This is a genomic window from Oscillibacter sp. GMB15532 (genome assembly GCF_041020825.1).
Lineage (GTDB): Bacteria > Bacillota > Clostridia > Oscillospirales > Oscillospiraceae > Oscillibacter.
Genome location: NZ_JBEVTO010000002.1, coordinates 173,701 through 198,526, shown reverse-complemented (window position 1 = coordinate 198,526; position 24,826 = coordinate 173,701). Strand labels below are relative to the sequence as shown.

General features: G+C 59.5%; 19 protein-coding genes. 13 read left to right on the top strand and 6 right to left on the bottom strand.

The features are described from left to right. The first annotated feature begins 6 nt into the window (after positions 1-6). The 6 genes from ABVS15_RS03475 to ABVS15_RS03450 are packed head-to-tail and all read left to right on the top strand — an operon-like array spanning position 7 to position 7,446. Positions 7-1,905 carry an ABC-F family ATP-binding cassette domain-containing protein gene (locus ABVS15_RS03475; protein WP_369282370.1) on the top strand — a complete coding sequence of 633 codons (1,899 nt, stop codon included), beginning with the start codon at positions 7-9 and terminating at the stop codon, positions 1,903-1,905. Beyond that, on the top strand, positions 1,902-2,681 hold the full coding sequence (locus ABVS15_RS03470) for a YdcF family protein (RefSeq protein WP_369282369.1): 780 nt from the start codon (positions 1,902-1,904) through the stop codon (positions 2,679-2,681). The genes ABVS15_RS03475 and ABVS15_RS03470 overlap by 4 nt, the downstream gene beginning before the upstream one ends. Positions 2,682-2,738: 57 nt before the next feature. Further along, a complete protein-coding gene (locus ABVS15_RS03465) occupies positions 2,739-3,239 on the top strand; it encodes a flavodoxin family protein (RefSeq protein WP_369282368.1) in 501 nt (166 codons plus the stop codon). A 36-nt stretch (positions 3,240-3,275) separates the two neighbouring features. Next, complete coding sequence (prfA, locus tag ABVS15_RS03460) at positions 3,276-4,337, top strand: peptide chain release factor 1 (RefSeq protein WP_369282367.1); 1,062 nt, start codon at positions 3,276-3,278, stop codon at positions 4,335-4,337. 39 nt (positions 4,338-4,376) lie between these two features. Next, positions 4,377-6,050, top strand: a complete 1,674-nt coding sequence (locus tag ABVS15_RS03455; protein ID WP_369282366.1) for an L-threonylcarbamoyladenylate synthase — start codon at positions 4,377-4,379, stop codon at positions 6,048-6,050. Next, a complete protein-coding gene (locus ABVS15_RS03450; protein WP_369282365.1) occupies positions 6,037-7,446 on the top strand; it encodes an aminopeptidase in 1,410 nt (469 codons plus the stop codon). The genes ABVS15_RS03455 and ABVS15_RS03450 overlap by 14 nt, the downstream gene beginning before the upstream one ends. Positions 7,447-7,765: 319 nt before the next feature. On the opposite strand, the gene asnA is transcribed toward ABVS15_RS03450, so the two are convergent. Both asnA and gltX read right to left on the bottom strand, forming a co-directional pair. Further along, positions 7,766-8,773 carry an aspartate--ammonia ligase gene (gene asnA / locus ABVS15_RS03445; protein ID WP_369282364.1) on the bottom strand — a complete coding sequence of 336 codons (1,008 nt, stop codon included), beginning with the start codon at positions 8,771-8,773 and terminating at the stop codon, positions 7,766-7,768. 41 nt (positions 8,774-8,814) lie between these two features. Further along, complete coding sequence (gene gltX / locus ABVS15_RS03440; protein ID WP_369282363.1) at positions 8,815-10,314, bottom strand: glutamate--tRNA ligase; 1,500 nt, start codon at positions 10,312-10,314, stop codon at positions 8,815-8,817. Between the two features lie 229 nt (positions 10,315-10,543). Here gltX and trpS point away from each other — a divergent pair, with 229 nt between their 5' ends. From trpS to ABVS15_RS03420, 4 genes are read left to right on the top strand one after another with little or no spacing between them, the layout of a single operon-like run. Further along, a complete protein-coding gene (gene trpS, locus ABVS15_RS03435; protein WP_369282362.1) occupies positions 10,544-11,551 on the top strand; it encodes a tryptophan--tRNA ligase in 1,008 nt (335 codons plus the stop codon). A gap of 60 nt (positions 11,552-11,611) precedes the next feature. Further along, entirely contained in the window at positions 11,612-12,910 is a 1,299-nt protein-coding gene (locus ABVS15_RS03430) for an MraY family glycosyltransferase (RefSeq protein WP_369282361.1), read from the top strand. Beyond that, a complete protein-coding gene (gene wecB, locus ABVS15_RS03425; protein WP_369282360.1) occupies positions 12,910-14,061 on the top strand; it encodes a non-hydrolyzing UDP-N-acetylglucosamine 2-epimerase in 1,152 nt (383 codons plus the stop codon). The genes ABVS15_RS03430 and wecB overlap by 1 nt, the downstream gene beginning before the upstream one ends. 25 nt (positions 14,062-14,086) lie before the next feature. After that, complete coding sequence (locus tag ABVS15_RS03420) at positions 14,087-14,842, top strand: hypothetical protein (protein ID WP_369282359.1); 756 nt, start codon at positions 14,087-14,089, stop codon at positions 14,840-14,842. 36 nt (positions 14,843-14,878) lie between these two features. Here ABVS15_RS03420 and ABVS15_RS03415 read toward each other — a convergent pair whose 3' ends face one another. From ABVS15_RS03415 to ABVS15_RS03400, 4 genes are all read right to left on the bottom strand, one after another. Then, a complete protein-coding gene (locus ABVS15_RS03415; protein ID WP_369282358.1) occupies positions 14,879-15,313 on the bottom strand; it encodes a hypothetical protein in 435 nt (144 codons plus the stop codon). A gap of 13 nt (positions 15,314-15,326) precedes the next feature. Continuing rightward, complete coding sequence (locus ABVS15_RS03410; protein ID WP_369282357.1) at positions 15,327-15,794, bottom strand: hypothetical protein; 468 nt, start codon at positions 15,792-15,794, stop codon at positions 15,327-15,329. A 20-nt stretch (positions 15,795-15,814) separates the two neighbouring features. Further along, positions 15,815-16,072 carry a hypothetical protein gene (locus ABVS15_RS03405; RefSeq protein WP_369282356.1) on the bottom strand — a complete coding sequence of 86 codons (258 nt, stop codon included), beginning with the start codon at positions 16,070-16,072 and terminating at the stop codon, positions 15,815-15,817. Positions 16,073-16,233: 161 nt separating this feature from the next. Next, complete coding sequence (locus ABVS15_RS03400) at positions 16,234-16,845, bottom strand: DUF1643 domain-containing protein (protein WP_369282355.1); 612 nt, start codon at positions 16,843-16,845, stop codon at positions 16,234-16,236. Between the two features lie 222 nt (positions 16,846-17,067). Here ABVS15_RS03400 and ABVS15_RS03395 point away from each other — a divergent pair, with 222 nt between their 5' ends. The 3 genes from ABVS15_RS03395 (at position 17,068) to ABVS15_RS03385 (ending at position 24,656) form a co-directional block, all read left to right on the top strand. Beyond that, on the top strand, positions 17,068-20,388 hold the full coding sequence (locus ABVS15_RS03395; RefSeq protein ID WP_369282354.1) for a PD-(D/E)XK nuclease family protein: 3,321 nt from the start codon (positions 17,068-17,070) through the stop codon (positions 20,386-20,388). Then, a complete protein-coding gene (addA, locus tag ABVS15_RS03390; protein WP_369282353.1) occupies positions 20,381-23,944 on the top strand; it encodes a helicase-exonuclease AddAB subunit AddA in 3,564 nt (1,187 codons plus the stop codon). Before ABVS15_RS03395 ends, addA begins: the two co-directional genes overlap by 8 nt. A gap of 100 nt (positions 23,945-24,044) precedes the next feature. Continuing rightward, the gene (locus ABVS15_RS03385; RefSeq protein ID WP_369282352.1) at positions 24,045-24,656 is read left to right on the top strand and encodes a hypothetical protein; all 612 of its coding nucleotides are present in this window, start codon (positions 24,045-24,047) and stop codon (positions 24,654-24,656) included. Positions 24,657-24,826: the final 170 nt, after the last annotated feature.

Sequence of the window (24,826 nt, the reverse complement as noted above, 5' to 3'; positions counted from 1 at the left end):
ACACGAATGATAGAAATACAGGTAGAAGGGCTGGTCAAGTCCTTTGATTTGGAAAAGAAAATACTGGACGGACTGACCTTTCAAATTGACGAGGGGGAGCGGGTGGGGCTTTTGGGGCCCAACGGCGCGGGGAAAACCACGCTGTTCCGCATCCTCACCGGTGAGCTGGACTATGACGCGGGCAGTGTGTCTCTGGCAAAGGGCCGTCGGCTGGGGCTGATTTCTCAAATTCCCGTCTATCCTGAGGGGTATACGGTGGAGGATGTGCTCCGCACGGCCTTCGACCGTCTTTCCGCGCTTGCAAAAGAGATGGAAGACCTTGCGGGCCGGATGGAGGCAGGGGAGAGCGACCCGGCGCTGCTGCGGCGGTACGGGGCGCTGACGGAAAAGTTTGAGCTGTTTGGCGGGTATGACACGGAGGTGGCCGTCAACAAGGTTGCAAACGGCCTCTCCATCCCGCAGTCTATGCGCTCGGAACCCTTTGACCGTCTCTCCGGCGGAGAGAAGACCCGGGTGAATCTGGGCCGCCTGATTCTGGAGGACACGGACGTTTTGCTGCTGGACGAGCCCACCAACCATCTGGACCTTCATGCCACGGAGTGGCTGGAGGATTATATCTCCCATTTCAAGGGCACCGTGGTGGCAATCTCCCATGACCGGTATTTTCTGGACCGGGCCGTGACGCGGATTATCGAGATCAACGGCGGCAAAGCAGAGTTTTACAGCGGGAATTACAGCTTTTACGCCGTGGAAAAAGAGCGGCGCTATCAGGAAAAGCTGAAGCAGTACGAAAAAGAACAGGCTAAAATCGCCCAGCTTACCGAGGCAGCGGACCGCCTGCGGCTGTGGGCCTTTATGGGAAACGACGCGATGTACAAGCGGGCGTTTTCCATGGAAAAGCGCATCGAACGGATGCGCACCACCGACAGGCCTACCAAGCGCAGGAAGATGGATGCCCGCTTTTCCTCCATTGACTTTCAGGGAGACGAGGCGCTGACAATTCGGAATGTGTCCAAGTCTTTCGGGGCGCGGAAGCTCTTCGAGGATATCAGCTTAAAAGTGGAGGGGGGCGAACGCATCGCCCTCATCGGCGACAATGGGGCGGGAAAATCCACCCTCATCAAGATGGTGATGGACGAGGAGTATCCCGACGAGGGGCGCATGAAGCTGGGGCCTGCCGTCAAGGTGGCCTGCCTGCCCCAGATTATCCATTTCGACCATCCCGACTGGAATCTGGTGGAGAACCTTCAGGCAACCAAGCGGGGCATGACGGAAACCAGCGCGAGAAACCGGCTGGCATCCTATGATTTCCGCGGCGAGGACGTGTTTAAGTCCGTCTCCGTCCTTTCCGGCGGGGAAAAAAGCCGCCTGCGCCTGTGTATGCTGATGGACGGGGAGATTAACTTTCTGATTCTGGACGAACCTACCAACCATCTGGACATCGATTCCCGTGAGTGGATAGAGGACGCGGTGGAGAGCTTTGACGGGACGCTTCTGTTCGTTTCCCATGACCGGTATTTTATCAACCGCTTTGCCACCCGCATCTGGGAGGTGGCCGACGGAACCATTACGGACTGGCCCATGGGGTTTGCCCGATACCGGGAGGAAAAGGAACGGGAAACGCAGAAAAAACATGAGAATACAAAGGCGGTAAAGGATAAGGCCATTACGCAAAAACCGCCCCGGACGGGACGGGAACAGACCGCCGCCCGCAAGCAGTTGGTTATCTGTGAACGCCATATTGGCGAGACGGAGGCCCTCCTTGAGAAACTGGATGCGGACATGATGGCGGCCGCTTGCGACTATGAAAAGCTGAACGCCCTGCTTGCGGAGAAGGACGCGGTGCAGGCGGCGCTGGACGAGCTGTATGAAAAGTGGGAGGCACTTTCGGAGGCGGCAGAGTGAAAAAATCGGTTCGGATTTCTCTGGCGGCGGCAGGCTTGGCGCTGCTGGCGGGAATGGGAATCTGGTTTGTGCCCGGCATGAAGTTTTCCGCATGGCTGTGTGGAGGAATTGCCACAATTTTTGTTCTGTGGGCAGCACTGATTCGCTGGAGCGAAAAAAGTAGGGCCGGGAAGGTCTGCAAGGTGCTGTTTTTGCTCTGTGCCGTAATGGGAATCCTGTCCTTTGCGGCGGTAGAGGCGCTTTTAGTGAAGGTGGGACGGATTCCACCCACCGGGGACTCGCCTGCGGCGGTGGTTGTGCTGGGGGCGGGAGTCAACGGAACGACGCCCTCTGTGGTGCTGGCCTCCCGGCTGAACACCGCAAGAACCTATCTGGGCCAGATGCCGCCGGACACCCCCGTGATTCTCTCCGGCGGACAGGGACCGGGGGAAGACATCACCGAGGCGCAGGCTATGTACAATTATCTGACGGCGGTTGGAATTAGCGGAGAACGGCTGTATCTGGAGGAGAGCTCCACCACCACGGCGGAAAATCTGGCGTATTCCAGCGTGATTCTTGATGAACTGGGAATTGACACCTACAATAACAGCGTGGCTGTTGTAACCAACGACTTTCATATGGCGCGGGTCCGCTATCTGGCGGATTTCGAAACGCCTATGTCTGTAACCGGCGTCCCCGCGCGGCTGCCATACTGGTGGCTGACGGCAAACTATTACACCCGGGAGTATTTCGCACTGGCAAAGGCTCTTTGGAACAGACTGAACGGGGCGGGCTGAGGAATTGACCGCTGAGGCCGGGCGCGAACGCGCCCGCGAGATGATCAGGGAGGTCTTATGAGCGATATTTTATGTATGTATTACTCCCGCACGGGGAACACCAAGACGGCGATGCAGGAGCTGGCTGCCGCGCTGGATGCGGAGCTGGTGGAGCTGCGGGACGGGGTGAACCGGTCTGGTGTGACGGGCTTCCTGCGCAGCGGAATGGACGCCATGCGCCGCACGGTGGAGACGCTCCAGCCCATTGAAACAGAAAAGCCGCTGACGAATTATAAGCTGGTGATTCTGGGTACGCCGGTTTGGGCCGGGCGGTGCAGCAGTGCGGTGCGCAGCTTTTTGCAGGAGCAGGGACATCTCCTGACCGACGTATCCTATGTGCTGCTTCGGGGCGGCAACGCCAAATACGAGGAGATTTACGACCAGATGGACAAGTATCTCTCCCAGCCCCACCAGACGGCCGTGTCTCTTCGGGCCGGGTCCGTGGGCTATCATTTCTGGCAGGAGGAGTTTCTCCGCCGGACCCGGGCGTTTCTGGAGGGACGGGAGTGTCAGAATTAGCGGCCTTCCCGGCATAAAAGAGGGGAGGCGAACTGCTTGTTTGAAAAACTGAAAGAGATTGCGGTGCGGTACGACGCGCTGCAGACCCAGCTTGGCGATCCGTCGGTTTATGGAGATGCAGACCGGTTGCGGGTGGTGAATCAGGAGCTGAAGGAGCTTTCTCCTGTGGCAGAGGCGTTCTCCGCCTGGGAGTGGGCAGACCGCCGCCTTCGGGAGACGGAGGCACTTTTGAGCGACCCTGAGTTGCGGGCCATGGCACAGGAAGAACTCCCGGAAGCACGGGCGGAGGCGGAGCGGCTGGAGGCCGCGTTAAAGCCCTTGCTGCTGCCCCGGGACCCGGACGATGGGCGCAACGTGGTGGTGGAAATCCGGGGCGGCGTCGGCGGGGAGGAAAGCGCGCTGTTTGCAGCGTCTCTTTTCCGAATGTATCTGATGTACGCCGAAAAGCGGGGATTTTCCGTGGATGTTGTTAACGAAAATAGAACGGAGCTTGGCGGTGTAAAGGAAATCAGCTTTCTGGTGGAGGGCGATGGCGCGTGGTCCCGGTTCAAGTTTGAAAGCGGGGTCCACCGGGTGCAGCGGGTTCCGGAGACGGAGTCCGCAGGGCGCATCCATACCAGCGCGGCTACCGTTGCTGTGCTGCCGGAGGCGCAGGAGGTGGAATTCGCCATCGACCCCGGCGATTTGCAGATCGACACCTTCCGCGCCTCGGGCGCGGGCGGGCAGCATATCAACAAAACAGAGTCCGCCATCCGCATCACCCATCTGCCCACCGGGACGGTGGTGGAATGCCAGGACGAGCGAAGCCAATACAAAAACCGGGAGAGGGCCATGAAGGTGCTCCGCTCCCGACTGTACGAGGCGGAGCTTGCCCGGCGGGACGCAGATCAGGCCGCCCGCCGCCGCAGTCAGGTGGGCAGTGGGGACCGGAGCGAGCGTATTCGCACCTATAACTTTCCTCAGAGCCGGGTGACGGACCATCGCATCGGGCTGACGCTGTACAAGTTGGACAGTGTGATGAACGGCGAGCTGGACGAGTTGATAGACGCGTTGATCGCCGCCGACACGGCGGAAAGACTGCGAAAGCAGGAAAAATAAAAACGGGCGAAGCCCGCGTAAAACAGAAGGTAAAACCGCATGGAGACAAAATTCATTGATTTGACAAATATCAAGGGCCAGCAGCGGATTGTGGAGGAAAAGATTCAGACAGCCGCCGACATCATTCGCTCCGGAGGGCTGCTGGCCGTGCCTACGGAGACGGTGTACGGTCTGGGGGCCAATGCGTTGGACGAGGCGGCGGTGCGCAGGATTTTTGAGGCGAAGGGACGTCCGCAGGATAATCCTTTGATTATCCATGTTCCATCCGCTCAGTGGCTGCCCCGGTTCTGCGTAGACGTGCCGCCTCTTGCATATACGCTGGCGCGGAACTTTTGGCCCGGCCCCCTCACCATGATTTTAAAGCGAAGCCCCGCCATCCCCGCCGCAGTGACGGCGGGACTGGATACGGTGGGCGTCCGCTGCCCGGCCCACACGGTGACGCAGGCAATCATCCGCTATGCGGGAGTGCCCATCGCAGCGCCCTCCGCCAATCTCTCCGGCCGCCCAAGCTGTACCTCCGCGGCAGACGTGGCGGCGGATATGGACGGCAGAATTGAGGGAATTGTGGACGGCGGTCCCTGCACTGTGGGCGTGGAATCCACCATCGTGGATTTGACCGTCTCGCCGCCCCGGATGCTGCGCCCCGGCGGACTTCCGTTGGAAGACCTTCAGCGTGTTCTGGGAGAGATCGACGTGGATAAGGCCGTTTCCGCGCCGCTGGGAGAGGGGGAAGCCCCCAAGGCCCCCGGCATGAAATACCGCCATTATGCGCCCAAGGCGGCTGTTACTGTGTTTACCGGTAATCCCCGGCGGACGGCGCAGGCAGTGGTCCAGCGTTTAAAGCCCGGTGTGGGCGTGATCTGTTTTGACGAGTTTGAATCTCTGTTTCAGGGCTATGAAACGCATCTGCTTGGCCCCGTGGACGACAAGGAGATTCAGGCCCAGCGCGTGTTCGACGCGCTGCGGGCCTTTGATACAGGCAATGTGACGGAAATTCTGGCCCAGTGTCCCGACAACCGGGGGCTGGGGCTGGCTATCGGCAACCGGCTGAAAAAGGCGGCGGGCTTCAACGTGGTGGACGTGGAGGAGGAGCGCATCATTCTGGGCCTCACCGGCGGCACCGGCGCTGGGAAAACCAGCGCGCTGAAGGCCGTGGAGGATTTGGGCGGACTGGCGCTGGACTGCGACGCGGTGTATTACGAGCTGCTGAACACCGACCCGGGCCTGCGGGACGCCATTGCGGGCGCTTTTGGCTCGCAGGTCTTTAATCCCAATGGCGCGCTGAACCGCAAGGCGTTGGGTGAGCTGGTCTTCGGAGATAACGACCGGCTGGACCAGCTCAACGACATCGTCTTCCGTTTCCTGCGGCCGGAGCTGGAGCGGCGGATTGCCGCTTTTCAGGGAAAGCTATGTGCGCTGGACGCCATCAATCTCTTTGAGTCCGGCATCGACAGGCTGTGCGACTGCACCGTGGCGGTGACCTCGCCCATTGAGATGCGGGTCAGGCGGATTATGGAGCGGGACGGAATCGACGAAAAGTATGCAAGGCTTCGTGTTTCCGCCCAGCAGCAGGACGATTATTTCCGGGAGAAATGCGACCGGGAGCTGAGCAACACCGCCGAAACGCCCAAGGCGTTTCGGGAGGCGGCAAAGGAATTTTTTAAACGTCTGATTGAGCAGATTAAGGAGGATAAAGCAAATGGCAGAAAATAAAAAGACGAAGGATCTGCGCGAGAAGCTTCTCGCAGGCAAAAAGCATGGCTACGACCGGTTTGACACCAAGAACGAGCAGGCCATGGAGTCCTACTGCGCGGACTATCGGACATTCTTAGACGCAGGGAAGACCGAGCGGGAGTGCGCCGGGGAGCTGGTGCGTCTGGCGGAGGCGGCGGGCTTCCGTGCCTTTACCCGGGGCATGAAGCTGAAAACGGGGGACAAGCTGTACTTTTCCAACCGGAGCAAGAGCGTGTATCTTGCCCGCATCGGCAAGCAGCCCCTGAGTGTCGGCGCGCAGATTGCGGCCGCCCACATCGACTCGCCCCGGCTGGATTTGAAGCCCAATCCCCTGTATGAGGACGGTGAGCTGGCCTATTTCAAAACCCATTATTACGGTGGCATCCGCAAGTATCAGTGGACCACCGTCCCGCTGGAGCTTCGTGGCGTGGTGGCCCTGAAAAACGGGGAAACGGTTTCTGTGCGCATCGGCGCAGACCCGGGGGACCCCAAGCTGGTTATCACGGACCTGCTGCCCCATCTGGGAGCCGAGCAGAACAAAAAGCCCTTGGGCGAGGCGGTTCCCGGTGAAACGCTGAACCTGCTGCTGGGCAGCCGCCCCTTGCCGGACAGTGAGGGCAGTGACCGGGTGAAGCTGGCGGTGATGCAGATTCTCAACGAAAAATACGGCATTGTGGAGGAGGATTTGACCTCCGCCGAGCTGGAGGCTGTTCCCGCTTCCATGTCCTGCGACATCGGGCTGGACCGCAGCATGATCGGCGCCTACGGCCACGATGACCGGGTGTGCGCCTACGCGGCGTTCCGGGCACTGGTGGACTTGGAGGAAACGCCGGAGAAGACGGCGGTGTGCATTCTGGCGGACAAGGAAGAAATTGGTTCCGATGGTGTGACCGGCTTACAGTCTGCCGCGTTTGACACCTTTATGGAGGACCTGTGCGAAGCGCAGGGTGTCCCCCTGCGGGTGTGCCTGGAGAAGTCCTTCTGCCTCAGCGCGGACGTGACGGCAGCGTTTGACCCCAATTTCTCGGACGTGTTTGAAAAGCGGAACGCCGCTTGGCTGAACCACGGCGTGGGCCTTTGTAAGTACACCGGCGCCCGTGGCAAGTCCGGCGCGTCCGACGCGGACGCGGAGACGGTGGCTTATGTCCGTTCGCTGTTCGACGAGGCGGGCGTGCTCTGGCAGATTGCGGAGCTGGGCAAGGTAGACGCAGGCGGCGGCGGTACGGTGGCGGCCTATATGGCCAACCGCAACATCGCCACGCTGGACGCGGGCGTTCCGGTGCTGAGCATGCACGCCCCCTTTGAGGTGGTGGCGAAGCTGGACTGCTACGAAACCTATAAGGGCATGAAGGCTGTGTTTCTTGCAAACAAATAACCCGCGACAAATTCGGCCCCCAGCTTTAAAAAGCTGGTCCCGAGAAAATTTACGAAGGAGCCGCTAAAAGCGGCTCCTTCGTGCATTTGCGGATACCTGTTGCAGCTGACACAGCGGGAAAAGCTATAAATTGACGCGGATTCTTTTCGCGTTAAGGAAACTGTACGGAGAGCGTGCCCATTCCGTCGAATGACCTCTCAGCGTGAAACCAAGACAAAAAGTCACACGAATTTTTCGGGAGCAGGAAAACTGAAAAGAAAAGCCCGGCCCGGCCCTGCCTTTTGGCAGGGCCGGGAACTTATTAAAGACTTAGGAAGACTTACAGAAGAATGATGCCCGCTTTTTCGCAGGCGGCCATCGTCTCCTTATCCCAAAGACTGGCCTGAACCTCGCCAATGTGGCAGGTGCCAAGCAGCAGCATGCACAGCCGGGACTGGCCGATACCGCCGCCGATGGACTGAGGCAGCTGGCCGTCCAGCAGCATCTTATGGAAGGGAAGGCTTCTCCGCTCGTCGTGGCCGGAGAGGGCAAGTTGGCGGTCCAGCGCGGCCTCGTCCACACGGATACCCATGGAGGATACCTCGAAATTGCGCTCCAAAACGGGATTCCACATGAGGATATCGCCGTTGAGCGTCCAGTCGTCATAGTCCGGGGCGCGACCGTCGTGGGGCTTACCGGAGTTGAGCTTTCCGCCGATCTGCATGAGGAACACGGTGCGGTGCTTCTGGCAGACGGCTTTTTCCCGCTCGTTGGGGGTTAGATCCGGGAAGCGGTCCTCCAGCTCCTGTGTGGTGATGAAAAACACGTCCCGATCCGGACGGAAGGTGAGGGCAGGATAGGTCCTGCGCAAATCCTCCGCTGTGTCGCAGATAGAGCCTACAATGGTGCGGACGGTATCCTTGAGGAACTGGAGGTTCCGGTCCTCGCGCCGGATGTGCTTTTCCCAGTCCCACTGGTCCACGTACACGGAATGGAGATTGTCCACCTCCTCGTCCCGGCGGATGGCGTTCATGTCGGTATACAGGCCCGTTCCTGCCTTGAACTCATACCGCTTCAGCGCCAGACGCTTCCACTTGGCGAGGGAGTGAACCACCTGTCCGTCGGTTCCCACGTCGGGGATGTCAAAGCTCACGGGGCGCTCCACGCCGTTAAGGTCGTCGTTCAGGCCTGTGGCCCCATCCACGAACAGGGGGGCGGAAACCCGGTGAAGGTCCAGCCGATTCGTCAGATTTTTCTGAAAGTCGGCGTGGATAAATTCGATGGCGCGCTGAAGCTGGTTATTGGTCAGGGGCATTTTGTAACCGGCGGGAATTACAATTTTACTCATGTTGGGCTACCCATCCTTCTGAATTTGTATTTCACCGGCGCTCAGCCCAGCAGGGAGAGGCCGTGCCGCAGTCTTTTCAGTGTTTCGTCCCGCCCCAGGATGCGGCAGATTTCCACCGCGCCGCCGGGCGTCACCAGCTTACCCGCCGCCGCGATGCGCACGGGCCACATCAGCGTGGCGTTTTTTACCTCCAGCTTCTCCGCAAGGCCCGTCAGCGCGTCGTGAATAACGTCCGTGTCCCAAGTGGGCAAAGCCTCCAGCGCGGGAATGGCGGCGGAGAGCATCGCCTTGGAGATATCCTTGTCTGTCTTGGACTTTTTGTTGACATAAAATTCAACGTTATAGTCGGGGAGCTCGTCGAAAAAGTCTACCTTTTCGGGAATCTCCGTCAGCTTTTCGCACCGGGCCTGCAACAGCGCGGCAACGTCTGCGGGGTGAATGGCCGGGTTTTTCACGCTCTGGCGGATATACGGCTCCGCGATTTTTGCAAATTCCTCCGGCGCAAGGGCGCGGAGATAAGTGGCATTGAAATAATCCAGCTTGGCGATGTCAAAAATAGCGGGGGATTTTGAGATTCCCGCAATGTCAAAAGCCTCCACCAGCTCGTCCAGAGAGAAAATCTCCTGCTCCTTCTGTTCCCCCTTAGGTGCCCAGCCCAGCAGGGCAACATAATTCAAAACGGCGGTGGTGAGATACCCCTGCGCAATGAGGTCCTCGTAGGAGGGGTCCCCGTGGCGCTTGGACATTTTATTGTGCGCGTCCCGCATGACGGGAGAGCAGTGCACATAGGTGGGAATCTCCCAGCCGAAGGCCTGATACAGCAAATTGTACTTGGGGGCGGAGCTGAGGTATTCACTGCCACGGACCACATGGGTGATGCCCATGAGATGGTCGTCCACCACGTTGGCAAAGTTATAGGTGGGCAGCCCGTCGGACTTGATGAGCACCTGATCGTCCAAAGTGTCGTTTTCCACAGTGATGTCCCCGAAGGTCACGTCGCGGAAGGTGGTGCTGCCCTCCCGGGGAATTCTCTGGCGGATGACATGAGGGGTTCCCGCGTCAAGCCTGACCTGAATTTCGTTGAAGGGGAGGTCAGGACAGCCGCACTGGTGCTTTTTGACCTTCACACCCTCGGCAACTTCCTGTGCCTCGTCCTCCTCTTTCCCGCAAAAGCAGCGGTAAGCGGAGCCTTTTTCCACCAGCAGCTCGGCGTACTTTCCGTACAGCTCCCGCCGCTCCGACTGGATATAGGGTCCCACCGGGCCGCCCACATCCGGGCCCTCGTCGTGCCCAAGGCCGCACTGGGCCATGGTCTTGTAGATGACGTCGGTGGCGCCCTCTACAAGGCGGCCCTGATCGGTGTCCTCAATGCGCAGGAGAAAGGTGCCCCCCGCGTGGCGGGCGATCAGCCAAGTGTACAGCGCGGTGCGCAGGTTGCCCACGTGCATATAGCCGGTGGGGGAGGGGGCGAAACGGGTGCGAACCTTCCCTTTGGGAATACGGGCCTCCATTTCGTCAAAGAATGCTTTATCTACGGCCATGAATTTACCTCCATGTATTGTTTAACAATTTATTATCGCTTTTGCAGCCCGGAATGTCAAGGGGTTTCCTGCGGCAAACGCCGCAAATACGGCGGCGGCAGAGCCGCCCACACCGGGGCAAAATCCCCGAAACAGATTGCACTTTTCAATGCTTCGTGCTACAATGACAAGGCTATATTGCCGCTTTCTGGACAAAGGGCGCGAGAGCGGCAGATTATGAGGTGGTATCATGGAAAACGAGACGATTAAACGGCGGATTCTCAGCGGAATTCAGCCCTCCGGCGACCTGACCCTTGGCTCCTATCTGGGGGCCATCCGCAACTGGACGGCGCTGGCGGACGAGTACGACTGCTATTATATGCTGGTGGATATGCACACCATCACGGTCCGGCAGGAGCCGGCGGAGCTTCGGCGACATACCCTGACGCAGCTGGCCGCCTACATCGCCTGCGGCCTTAACCCAGAGAAAAACACGCTGTTTATCCAGTCCCACGTTCCGGCCCACGCCCAGCTTGCATGGGTGCTGAACTGCTACACCATGTTCGGTGAGCTGAGCCGCATGACCCAGTTTAAGGACAAGTCCTCCAAAAACGCGGACAACATCAACGCGGGGCTGTTTACCTATCCGGCCCTGATGGCGGCAGACATTTTGCTGTATCAGGCGGATCTGGTTCCGGTGGGAAGCGACCAGAAGCAGCATGTGGAGATCTGCCGGGACATTGCGGCCCGGTTCAATGGAATTTACGGCGACGTGTTCAAAATCCCGGAGCCATATATTCCGCAGGTGGGGGCGCGGATTATGAGCCTGACCTCCCCTGAGAGCAAAATGAGCAAGTCCGACAAGGATCAAAGTGGCTGCGTCTATATGCTGGAAAAGCCGGAGGACATCCTGCGCAAGTTCAAAAAGGCGGTGACGGATTCCGAAGCCTGCGTGCGGTATGACCAGAAGGAAAAGCCGGGCGTGTCCAACCTGATGCAGATTTATTCCGCCTGTACCGGCCGGGACTTCGCCGCCATCGAAGCGGAGTTTGCCGGCCACGGCTACGGGGACTTCAAGGCCGCCGTGGGCGAGGTGGTGGTGGAGCTGCTGCGCCCGATCCGGGAGGAGACGGAGCGGCTGCTGGCGGATAAGCCCGCGCTACAGGCCGTCTACCGCGATGGAGCGGAGCGGGCTTCCCGGGTGGCCAATCGGACGCTGGGCAAGGTCTACAAAAAGGTCGGCTTCATCGACCGGTGATTATGGTGCGCGCCGCCATGAAGGCTGAACATACGCGCGGTGAAAGGAAACGTTGTCGCAATGCTAATCAATACAAATTTGCTGGCCGGGGTGTTTCTGGCTTTGCTGGTGGCGCTGGCGGTGAGCTTTCTGGCGTCTCCGGTGGTGAAGGCGTTTGCCTATAAGGTGGGTGCCATCGACGTGCCCAAGGACAACCGCCGGATGCACCATATCCCCATCCCCCGGCTGGGGGGGCTGGCCATTTTCCTGGGCTTCATTGTCAGCATCCTGCTGTTCGCGGAGATGACAAACCAGTTCCGCAGTATTTTGCTGGGAGCGGTGATTATCGTGGTGCTGGGTGTGGTGGACGATATTACGCCTCTGCCTGCAAAATTCAAGTTCCTGGTCCAGATCGGTGCGGCGCTGATTCCCACGCTGAACGGTGTGCGCATCCATGTGCTGAGTAACCCCAACCTCTTCTCGCCCGATCCCTATTGGGACATGGGCGTGCTGTCTGTTCCCGTGACCGTGCTGTGGATTGTGGCCATCACCAACGCCGTGAACCTGATCGACGGACTGGATGGGCTGGCTATCGGTGTGTCCGCCATTTCGGCCACCACCGTGCTGGTAATTTCCCTGCTTGTAAGTGAGGTGCAGGTGGCTGTGGTCATGGCGGCGCTGGTGGGAGCATGCGTGGGCTTTATGCCCTATAACCTCAATCCTGCCAAGATGTTTATGGGAGACACCGGAGCCACGTTTTTAGGGTATATTCTGGCCTGTATGTCTGTGGAGGGGCTGTTTAAATCCTGGGCCATCATCTCCTTTGCGGTGCCTTTTTTAATTCTGGGCCTGCCCATTTTCGACACGGCCTTTGCGATCCTCCGCCGTCTTGCCCACGGGCAAAGCCCCATGCAGGCGGACCGGAGCCATATTCACCACCGCCTGATCGACATGGGACTGAACCAGAAGCAGGCGGTTGCAACGCTGTACGTGATTTCCGCGATTCTGGGCCTCAGCGCTGTGGTGCTTACCACCAGCGGGGAGCTGCGGGCCATGATGTTCTTCGTGTCGCTGTGCGTGGTGGCTGTGGTTGCTGCCAGAGTTGTCTTCCCCAAGGAGGTCCGGGAGGAGCTTCACGAGGAGATGGAGGAGCTTCACGAGGAGATGGAGGAGCTGAGGGACCATGGGCACCACGTCGAAAAGCGGGAAGAACCGGATGAGGCCGCGCCCCCTGTCGGGGAGGAATCGGAAGGGGAACATGCCCCCGGCCCCTGCGACGGGAATCCGGAAGCCCCGCAGGAGAAGACCGCCCCGGTGCCGACTGTTGAAAATTCCCCTGCGCAGGAGCAGGACAGTTGGGAAGGAGAGGAGGATCAGTGATGAAAAACATTCGCGTCATGAGCGTCTTCGGCACCCGGCCCGAGGCCATTAAAATGGCGCCCCTTGTCAAGGAGCTTGCCGCACGGGAGGGCATTGAGAGCCTTTGCTGTGTCACAGCCCAGCACCGTCAGATGCTGGACTCCGTGCTGGAGGTTTTTGACCTGAAGCCGGACTGGGATTTGGATATCATGACCCCCCGGCAGACCCTTTCCACCATTACCAGCAAGTGCCTTTTAGGGATGGACGAGGCCATTGATGCGCTGAAACCGGATTTGATTCTGGTCCATGGAGATACCTCTACCACCTTTGCAGGAGCGCTGTCTGCATTTTATCATCAGGTGAAGGTAGGCCATGTGGAGGCTGGATTACGAACCTATGACAAGTATTCACCCTTTCCAGAAGAAATGAACCGGGTGATGACCTCCCGACTGGCAGATCTCCATTTTTGCCCCACGGCTGGCAACCGGGACAACCTGCGCCGGGAGAGCGTGCGTGGGGATTTGTTTATTACCGGCAACACAGTGATTGATGCGCTGCGTACCACCGTCCGTTCCAGGTTTCATTTCTCCACGGAAGAGCTGAACCACCTTCCCTACGGAGAAAAAAAGGTGTGTCTTGTCACCTGCCACCGCAGGGAGAATTACGGCGAGCCCATGAAAAACATTATGATTGCCCTGCGCCGGATTGCGGAGGAGAACAAGGACGTGGAGCTGGTGTATCCTGTTCATCTCAGCCCTGTGGTGCGGGAGAGCGTGGACCAATATCTCCGGGGCGCGCCCCGGGTTCACCTGATCGACCCGCTGCCCGCCGACGAGATGCACAACCTGATGGCCCTGTGCTATCTGGTGCTGACCGACTCGGGAGGACTTCAGGAGGAGGCCCCCGCCCTTGGAAAGCCCGTGCTGGTGCTGCGGCGGGAGACGGAGCGGCCCGAGGCCGTGGCCGCCGGAACGGTGAAGCTTGCCGGAGTGGCGCAGGACGACATTGTGACCATGGCCACCCGCCTGCTGCGGGACCGGGAAGCCTATGACAAAATGGCCCGTGCCGTGAATCCCTATGGCGACGGACGTGCCTGCGGGCGCATTGCGGACGCGGTGGAGTGGCATTTTGGCCTGCGCCGCGACCCGCCGGAGGACTATTCCGGCGTCTGAGCCGGATGCGCGGAGAGGGGGCCTCATGAGAAACAGCAAGGTTGGAAAATTTACCGTCGCCGGCTTTGTCATCCTGATTTTGCTGGTTGTGGCAATTCTTTTGAGCAACGGCCTGCGCCGTTCCTCCCGCATTGTGCTGCCGGATGCTGTCCTGCCCACAGGAGATTCCTCCGCGTCGGGCGGAGGAGAGGACGACGGCATTGCCCTGATTGCCGTGACGCCGGGGACGGTGCAGTCCGCCATTGAGTCGCTGGAACGCCCTGCCGTCTATCGGCGGAGCATTGCAGAAGAGCGGTTTTGGACCGGGGGCAGCGGCACGACACAGGTGCTTGTCTCCGTCAGCGGCGACTGGACCAGAACGGACTGTGCGCCCAAGGGGCAGCAAATCCGCCACTCACTCACCGACGGAACCACCACGTATATCTGGTATGGAAACAAGACGGAGGTTTACCAATGTCCCACCGGGGATGTTTCCGCAGATCAGGAACAGGGCATTCCCACCTATGAGGACGTGCTTGCCCTGCCGGTGAATCAGATTGAACAGGCGGACTACCGCTCTCTTTCCGGGGTGAATTGCATTTATGTGGAAACGGGAGAGGATGAAAACGGCTTTGTCCTGCGGTACTGGATCAGTGTGGACACAGGGCTTCTGGCAGCGGCGGAGTGGCTGAAATACGGCGAGACAATCTACCGCATGGGCTCTCTCGTGTTGGATGCGGCTGGCCCTGTCACGCAGGATTTCACGCTTCCGGATGGAACAGTATTGACCGCAATCGAATAGGAAAAAGCGGCTTTCCCACTGTGGGAAAGCCGCTTTTTAAAGAATCAGCAGGAGACCCAGAGCGATTAGAAGCTCCTCGTCCGCTTCTTCCCGGAACAGGAAGAAAATCATCAGAAGAAGAATCAGATCTCCGGAATCCACGTTGTCCAAATGTAGTTTATCCAGCAGCCGCCGCAGCGTGGCGGAGAAGCCTTCGCCGTGGAGCGGCGGGGGCGGCGGGCCAAAAAACGGGTCATTAGGCGGCGGAAATGGCCCCGCCCCACCGCCTCCGCCGGGAGGAGGCGGTGGAGGGGGAGGTCCACCTGGACCGGACCCAAATGCGCCGCTGGGCGGAGGTGGGGGAGGTGGTCCGCCGGGACCGGGCCCAAAGCCACCGCCGGACGGTGAGGGGCCCCCGGGACCGGACCGGGCATCCTCTTCGGGAATGCGGAAATAGGAGCCGTCATCGTTGCGGATATAGCGGTTATACATCCCTCATCCTCCCTTACGTCTCCCAGTTGGCGATGAATTTTTTCCCGATATGAACAATGCGCGCCAGTTGGAGCGCCCGTTCGATTTTTGTTTGCCGTTCGGTCTTTAAGTAGGGTCGCAGCGCATAGAGCAGCGCCCGGCTGTTGTTGTTTTGGTGACTGCCCAGCTCTCCAATCAGGGGCATCAGGCGGGCAATGGTGCTCGGGTCGATGCTGCCCAGCAAGGAACTCAGGGGGTTCTCCCCAGGGGCAGGTCCCGGCGAGGGAGGATAATTCCCCGGAGGAGCATAATTTCCCGACGGGGGGGCCTGATAGCCCTGCCCCGGCGGAGAATACGGGGGATACCCGCCCTGAGCCTGCCCCGGCTGGGAGGCCGGGGCAGAGCTAGTTCCCCCATTGATAGACTGTGCAAGCTGCATAATCTGCGCCATGCTGTTGGGGTCCGACAGTATCGCGTTCAGCTTATCCTCAAATTCCGCCATTCCGTCCGCCCCTTTTCCGTTTATTTTTGGGTTGCCTGATTGATGCGCTCCACCAGCGCGGCCCCCTCGGGGCTTTGCATCAGCTGGTTAATCATCTGTGTAATCCGGGCGGAGTCGCCTCGCATGGCGCTCATTGCTGCCTGCTGAATGGCCGCGCCTCCGTTTGCCTGGGACATCATTTCCACCAGTCTGCGTCCATCCTGCGAGGTGAGCAGGCGCTGAACGGTGGCTGGGTCCTGATTGAGCTGCTGAATGGTTTGTCTGGTCTTGTCGTCCATGATAGCCTCCTGTCGGTGGTTGAACAATCGTTGTCAAGGCAGTATATGAACGAAGTGGAAAAAAAGTGCGTCTTATCGGAAAATTCCCGCCCGGACAAGGTATTCCTCGTGGGAAGGCCTTTATCAAAGCGGGAATTTTCGTGCGGGCCGGTGAAAGAAGTTTATCGTCCGCCCAGATATGCGTCAATTTCAAAGTCCAGCAGTGCCGTATCCTGCCGGAGATACAGCGGGTGGTGGGGATGTCCGGATTTCAGAAGGGGGCCTGCGGAAAACCACTTGGCCCCGGCGGTGCGGCCCTCCTCCGCAAAGTCCCGCAGGCAGTCCATCAGGTAGGGCCGCTTCTCGATGATATTGCCCCACGCGGCCCAGACGGCGGGCTGGGGAGACAGGGACAGGAGATAGGCAAAGGCCCTGCGGTTTTCCCCGTGGAGATAGGCGTTGCAGGAGTGCTCCATGTCGTTGGGCCGGGTGGCCCGCTGGGCATAGACATTGAACATGAGAAAGCTGTCATACCCGTTGTTCATGGCAATGCGCCGGGCGGAGCTGACGGTGGGGTCCAGCTTGTCGGGCACGGCGGTAGAGGGGTTGATGCCCAGACAGATCAGGGGCTTTTCCCCTCGGGTGCCCAGAATGTAACGGTATTCGGAATAGGCATTGGGGACATACAGCCACTTGGCTGCATCGTAAGCCGGATTGGGGCACAGTGCGGCTTCCAGTGCCGCGTCAAAGGACAGGACCTCAATTTCTCCGGTAGTAGAACTGGGAATATGCATGGGCACGGCTCCTTTTCGACAGTTTTCTCCAGTGTAGCAGGCCCAGTGCAAAAATGCAAATCCGCTGTTCATATGGGCCAACATGTGGTATCATGTCGATGGAGCAGAGGCAGACAATTTTGGCTGCAAGGGTACGGTGTGCCTGCGGTATTTTGCACCTGCAAAAGGCGCCGAAAGTGCTTTTGCGGGGGATACGGCCATACGGCGGAAGGGAAGAAAACCATGCTGAAAATTCTCATGGGACGGGCAAGAAGCGGAAAATCCCGCCGGATTTTAAAGGAGATTGCGGAAAAGGGCGATTCCTCCCGTCAGGTTCTGCTGGTGCCGGAGCATGCCTCCCATCAGGCCGAGGTGGATTTGTGCCGTGTCTGCGGCGACACCGCCAGCCGCCACGCAGAGGTTTTGAGCTTTCGCCGCCTTGCTACCCGGGTGCTGGCCATCACCGGCGGCGCGGCGGACGTGAGCATTGACGCGGGGGGAAAACTATTGCTGCTTCAAAGGGCCCTGACGGAGCTGGCCCCGGTACTGAAGGTCTACCGCCGTCCCAGCCAGCGGGCCGGGTTTCTGGAGCAGCTTCTGGGACTTTTGGACGAGCTGACCAGCTACGCTGTCTCGCCCATGACCTTGGCCGCACAGGCAGAGGACATTCCCGGCGCTATGGGGGACAAGCTCCGGGACCTTGCCTTGATTTACGCTGATTACGAAGCGCACCTCCACCGCCCGGAAAAGGACGGCAGGGACCGCATCGTAAAGCTGCGAGACCACTTAGAGGAATCCCGGTACGTCGATGGAGCGGACGTGTATCTAGACGGCTTTTCCTACTTTAACGGACTGGAAATGGAAATTCTGTCCGTGCTTTTGCGCCGTGCTGCCAGTGTAACGGTGACGCTTTTGGGGGACGAGCACGACCCGGGCGAGATTTTCGAGGTATCGGTGCGTACCCGGGACCGGCTGCGCCGATTGGCGGAGGCATCGGGAGTGCCCCTTGAAATTCAGTACGTCGCATCCCGGGATAACTCTCCCATGGGGCTTGTAGAGCGGTCATTTTTTGACGGAGACGAGACTTGGGAGGGGGAAACCTCCTCTGTGCGGCTCCGGGAAGCGGACTCCGCCTTTACGGAGGTGGAGCAGATTGCCGCCGATATTCTGCGGCTGGTGAAAACAGGAAAATGTCGCTTCCGGGACATTACCGTGGCGGCACGGAACATGAAGGATTACGCATCCGTCATTGAAAACGTATTTGAGCGGTATGGCGTGCCGGTTTATCTCAGCCGCCGAAGCGACATTCTGGAAAAGCCGGTGCTGTCTCTTTTGACGGGGGCCTTGGATGCCGTCACTGGCGGGTGCGAATATGAGGATATGTTTCACTACCTGAAAACCGGTCTGGCGGGGCTTTCGCCCGAGGAGTGCGACCGGCTGGAAAACTATGCCCTCACATGGGAAATTCACGGCTCCCTCTGGCTGCGGGAGGCCGACTGGTCCGCCAATCCCGGAGGCTACGGCGCCCCGTGGACCGACGCGCGGCAGGCGGAGCTTGGAGAGCTGAACGAATTGCGCCGCCGGGTGCGCGGTCCCCTAAAGCTGCTGTCAGACGGGATGAAAACAGCGCAGACTGCGAGGGGACAGGTGGATGCACTTTACAGATTTATGGAAATGCTGGATCTTCAATCGGCTCTGGAAGAGCAGCTTCGTGCCCTCGGGAATCAGGGAGAATTACAGACGGCGGAGGAAACGGGCCAGCTGTGGGGAATTCTCTGCGGTGTGCTGGATCAGTTCGTGGAAATTCTCGGTGATGAGGATATGGATGCCGAGATGTTTACCCGCTTGTTCCGACTGTTACTGACCCAGTACAGCGTGGGAACTATTCCGCCAGCGCTGGATCAGGTGTCCGCCAGCGAAATTACCCGGAACGACCGCCACACTGCAAAGTACCTTTTCTTGCTGGGGGCAAACGACCATGTACTGCCCGCCGTGGCCCAGCGGGGGGGTGTGCTGAATGACGAGGACCGGGAAGAGCTTGCTGCCCGGGGGATTCGTCTGGCTCCCACTGGCATGGAGCAGTTCAATGTGGAATTGCAAAACCTTTATGCGGCCCTTGCCCAGCCCACGGATGGGCTGACCGTCAGCTATCCCGTTTCCGATGTCAACGGGGCGCAGCTTCGGCCCTCCTTCGTGGTGGAGCGGCTGGGAAAGCTGTTCCCAGAGAACCGGGTGGAGCGGGAGAGCGGAAAAAGAGAATACCGTCTGGCGGCCATTGCCCCGGCACTGGAAGCCGCGGGAGCAAATCCGGGCGGGCCGGTGTGGCGCTGGTTTGCGGAAAAGCCGGAGTGGGCGGCGCGGTTGCAGGCGATGCAACGGGCCGCGGCCATGGGCCGGGGGCGGTTGAGCCTGCCTGCCGTCCGGGCGCTGTACGGCGAGCAATTCAGCATGTCCGCCTCCCGACTGGAGCGGCTTCGCCAGTGCCATTTTGCGTATTTCATGCAGTATGGACTTAAGGCCCGACAACGGAAAACAGCCTCCTTTGATGCGCCGCAAATCGGCACGTTTTTGCATTTTATATTGGAAAACGTCACGGAAGAAGTAGCGAAACAAGGCGGATTTGCAACTGTTTCCCGGGAAATGCTTTTTAAGCTGACAGATCGCTTCATGGACGAGTACGTCCAGCGGGAGCTGCCCAATCTTCAGGATCGGACCGCTCGGTTCCGCTATCTCTTCTCCCGGCTGCGGACCACGGCTTATGCCGTGGTGGAGGAGACAGCGCGGGAGCTGGCGCAGTCGGACTTTGTGCCGGTGGAATTTGAGCTGTCCTTTGGAGACAAGGGAACGCTGCCCGCCGTCACCGTATCGGAACCGGACGGGGAGCTGCGGGTAAACGGGAAGGTAGACCGGATTGACGGGTGGCTGAAGAACGGGAAGCTCTACCTGCGGGTAGTGGATTACAAAACCGGGAAGAAGACCTTCGATCTGGCGGAGGTACGCATGGGACTGGACATCCAGATGCTGCTGTATCTGTTCACGCTGAAAAATCAGGGTAGCTCCTATTTTAGGCAGGAGGTGGTTCCCGCTGGGGTGCTGTATCTCCCGGCCCGGGATGAGATTTTGGCGCAGGAGCGGAACGTGACCCCGGAGAGATTGGCGCAGGAGCGGGCGAAGGCATTGCGCCGCAGCGGCCTTTTGCTGAACGAGCCGGAGGTTTTGCAGGCCATGGAGCACGATGCTTTGACGGAGCCGAAGTATCTTCCTTTGCGGGTGGACCGGGAGGGAAACCTTTCCGGTGGCATCGCCACTGCCGCCCAGCTTGGGCGACTTGGCAGCTACGTGGAGCGGCTGCTCCATGACATTGCCGCTGAGGTGCGGGACGGCGTGATTGACGCGGACCCCTGTTGCCACGATGAAAATGACAGTGTGTGCCGGTTTTGCGATTGGGCCGGGGCCTGTCACTTTGAGGACGGGCGGGGAGGCGACCGCCTGCGCTACATTCGAAAGGTAACGGCGGCGGAATTCTGGCAGGAGCTGGACGGAGAGGAGGACGGACGTGGCTAAGATACAACTGACCCCCGCCCAGCGCGCGGCGGCGGAAAACCGGGGCGGAAGCCTGCTGGTGTCGGCGGCTGCCGGGTCCGGTAAGACAAAGGTGCTGGTGGAGCGCCTGTTTCTCTACATTCTGGAGGATGGCTGCAACATTGACGACTTCCTCATCATCACCTATACGAAAGCAGCGGCGGCAGAGCTGCGGGGAAAAATTGCGTCGGAGCTTGGAAAGCTTTTGGGAGAGCATCCCGGCAACGCCCATCTTCGCCGCCAGCTTATGCGAGTATATCAGGCGGACGTGAAAACCGTGGACGCGTTCTGTACGGCGCTGCTGCGGGAAAATGCCCACCTGCTGGCAAAGGAGGGCGAGCGGCACTGTCTGACACCGGACTTCCGGGTGCTGGACGAGGGCGAGGCAGAGCTGCTGCGCCGCCGGGTGCTGGACCGCACACTGGAGGATTTCTATAAAACGCTGGACGATGCTCCCGGCGGCGCGCTGCTGGCGGACACGCTGGGTGCGGGCCGGGACGATGGCGCGCTGGCGGAGCTGGTATTGGAGCTGCACGGAAAGCTTCAGAGCCACGCCTATCCGGAGCGGTGGCTGGAGGAAAACCGGAAATCCTGGATGAATCTGTCCGGAACCTTCGATGAAACGGCCTACGCCAAGGAGTTGTTGGAAGGAGCCGCTCACAGGGCGACATCTTGGGTGGAGATATTTCGCTCCGCCGCCCAAAGCGTGGAAAGCGATACGGCTTTACATACGGGATACGGTGAGAAGTTCCTGACTGCTGCCGCTTCGCTGGACGCGCTGGGGGAAGCGGCAAGGAAAAGCTGGGATGAAGCAGGGGCAATGGCAGAGGCGGTGGACTTTCCCCGCCTAACCACACCTAAAGGTCGCAAGGACGACCCCGAGGTCCTGCGGCTGAAATCTCTGTGGGACGGATGCAAGGCCGACGTAAAAAAGCTGCGGGCCGAGTTGAATGTCACAGGGCAGGAGGCTATGGAGGATTTGACCGCCGTGGCCCCCGCCATGGCGGCGCTGCTGGAACTGACGGGGGAGTTTTCCCGGCGCTATCGGCGGGAAAAACTGCGGCTGAATCAGGCGGACTTTTCAGATCAGGAGCATTTGGCGCTGGAGCTTTTGACGGGGGAGGATGGAACGTCCACGGAATTGGGGGAGCAGATTTCAGCCCGCTATATGGAGATTCTGGTGGACGAGTATCAGGACACCAACGAGGTTCAAAACCACATTTTTCAGGCGGTGTCCCACGGAGGACGAAACCTGTTCACCGTGGGGGACGTGAAGCAGTCCATCTACCGTTTCCGGCTGGCAGACCCCACCATTTTTCTGCGGAAATACGCCGCTTTCAAGTACCATACCGATGCGCAGGAAGGGGAGGAACGGAAAATTCTTCTGTCGCAGAACTTCCGCTCCCGCCGGGAAATTCTGGATGCGGCTAACTTTGTTTTTGAAAATATCATGTCCCCGGAGCTGGGGGAGATGGAATACGGCGCGGACGAAAAGCTGTATTTTGGCGCGGAGTATTACCCGGAGCGGAGCGACTGTGCCCCGGAATACCACCTGATTTGTGCCCACCAGCGGTCGGCAGAGCTGGAGCGTCCGGTAAAAAAGGGCATGGCGGAGGCCCGCCTTGCGGCGAAGCGAATTCGCAGTCTGTTGGACGAAGGGTACCCCGTCACCGGTGAAGACGGCATTTTGCGGCCCTGCCGGGCGGAGGACATCGTGATTCTGATGCGCTCACCGGGGAGCCGGGGACTGGCGTTTTCGGCGGCGCTGGCGGAACAGGGCGTGCCCTGTTCGTTTCAGGAGCAGAGCGACTACTTTTCCTCAATGGAAGTAGCCACCGCTTTGAGCCTTCTTCAGGTCATCGACAATCCCCGGCAGGACGTGCCGCTGATTGCCGTGCTTCGTTCACCCCTGTTCGGATTTACGCCGGATCGGCTGGCCCGGGTGCGGGCGGGCACGGCGGACGGGGATTATTACGACGCGGTGTGCCGGGACGGGGGAGAGGACTGCCGTTCCTTTCTTGAGACGCTGGACAGTCTGCGTCTTTTGGCCCGGGACATGAGCGTGGAGCGCCTGCTGTGGCGGATCTACAACGATTTGAACGCGCTGGGTGTGTTCGGCGCTATGGACCGGGGAGAGGAGCGGAAGGAAAACCTGATTGCGCTGACGGAGCACGCGGAGAATTTCGAGGCCAACGGCTGCCGGGGCCTGTTCCTGTTTTTGGAGCAGCTTCAAAAGCTCATTGACAGTGACCGCGCCCCTGCCACTCGGGGAAAATCCGACGCGGGTGGCGTGCGGCTGATGAGCGTCCACAAATCCAAGGGGCTGGAATTTCCCATTGTGCTGCTGTGCGATCTGGACCGGGCTTTCTCCCGGATGGACTTTGACACTCCTGTGCTGGTGCATCCGGAGTTGGGCCTTGGTCCACGACGGGTGGATCTGGACCGCCGCATTTACTATCCCACCATGGCCCGTCGGGCCTTGGAGGGAAAGCTTCGGCGGGAGAATCAGTCGGAGGAGCAGCGCATTTTGTACGTGGCTATGACCCGGCCCAAGGAAAAGCTGATTCTGCTTCATAGTCTTTATCACGCGGAAAGTAAGCTGAAGCAATTGACCAGCCTTGCGGCCTGCCCCGTCCCGCCAGAGACGGCGGCGGGTTGTCGGAGCTACGGAGAGTGGCTGCTACTGCCCCTGCTCTGCCGCCCAGAGGCAAAGCCTCTGCGGGATCTTGCGGGTGTGGAGCCGGAGAATTATTACGCCGGAGACGAGAATGCCTGGCAAGTGTTTATCCATGACAGTGAGGATTTTCAAGGAGTTTTAACGTCTAAGACGGAGAGGGAAGAAGATGGGACGCAAGATGATGCGGATTTAAGTCTTTTAGAGCTGGTCTATCCCTACGAGGCTGCCACCCGCTTCCCCGCAAAGCGGACGGCTACCCAGCTTAAAGGCAGGGAGAAGGACGAGGAAGCGTCGGAAAACGCGCCCCGCCCAACGGTGCTGCGGCCATTGGATCAGCCCCGGTTCCGGCAGGCCGGCGGGGGACTTACCCCTACGGAGCGGGGCACGGCTGCCCATCTGGCCCTCCAGTATCTGGATTTTTCCAACCCGGACGCAGCGGAGCAGGTGGCGGCTCTTGCGGAAAAGCGCCTCTTGACGCGGGAGCAGGCGGACAGCGTGGACATTTCGCAGCTAAAGGCATTGCTTTCCTCTCCGCTGGGGGAGGAGATTCGCCGGGGAAAAAACGTGTTGCGGGAGTATCCATTTACTGTCCTGATTCCAGCCACGGAGCTGGACGGGGACGCGGGGGACGATCAGGTCCTGCTTCAGGGCGTGGTGGACTGCTGCTTCGAGACGGAGGAAGGCCTCACCGTGGTGGATTTCAAGACCGACCGGGTGTTCGGGGAGGAGGTCGCCCGCCGGGCGGAGCATTATAGACCGCAGCTTGCGGCATACGGCGCGGCGCTGGAACGGGTTTTAGAGAAAAAGGTAGTTCGCAAGGCGCTCTATTTTCTGGCCTCCGGCGAAACGGTGAGCCTGTGATGCAATCCGGCAAAAACCGCTGGAAAATTTGACCGGATTGTGGTATACTACCAATTTAACAATTGATCTTTGTCGGAAACGAATATTTTGAGGTGGATTCATGGAAAATGAAATGAGGACCTTCGGCTATCTCTGTCCCGCCTGCGGAAAACCCGTGATGGCGGCCCGTTCCCTGTTCGCGCTGGAGGCCTCCGGCGTGGAGGTGGAGTGCGGCTGCGGCGGCTCGGCCCTGCGGACGGAATTTGACGGGCAGCGGTGTAAGCTGTTTGTCCCCTGTGGGCTGTGCGGCGAGACACATACTGCCCGCTGTGCCCCGGAGGAATTGACCCGGGAGGGCGGCGTGGCTTTCGGCTGTGCCAACTCGCAGGAGTTTTGCTGTTACGTGGGGGACGAGGGAAGCGTAGAGAAGCATCTTCGGACGCTGGAAGTTCTGGCGGAGAAGGAAAAACGAAATCAGGAAAACGGCGGCGAGCCGTTTTTGGACAGCGTGATTATGTATGAGGTCCTGTCCGAATTGAAGGAGATTGCCGCCCGGGAAAACGGAATTACCTGTGGGTGCGGAAGCCATGACTACGCCATGGACATCCGCCGCTCCGCCGTGGATTTAAGCTGTAAGGACTGCGGCGCAAAACTGCGGATTCCCGCAGCCACGGAGGACGATTTGGACGATTTGTGCTGCCATCTACGGCTGACAATTCCCGGCGGGGTGTAAGAGCTTGCGGAGATATTACAATCTCCACCTGGAAAAGAGGGACCCGTAAGTGACGGAACGGTATGTGCTTTGCGCCTGCCGTGTCACAGGGTCCCTAAACCTAGCCTGGAAGCAGCGGAAGACGAGGGACTGCGATCATTGTGCCGGACGTGGGCAGGACAGCAGTGTCC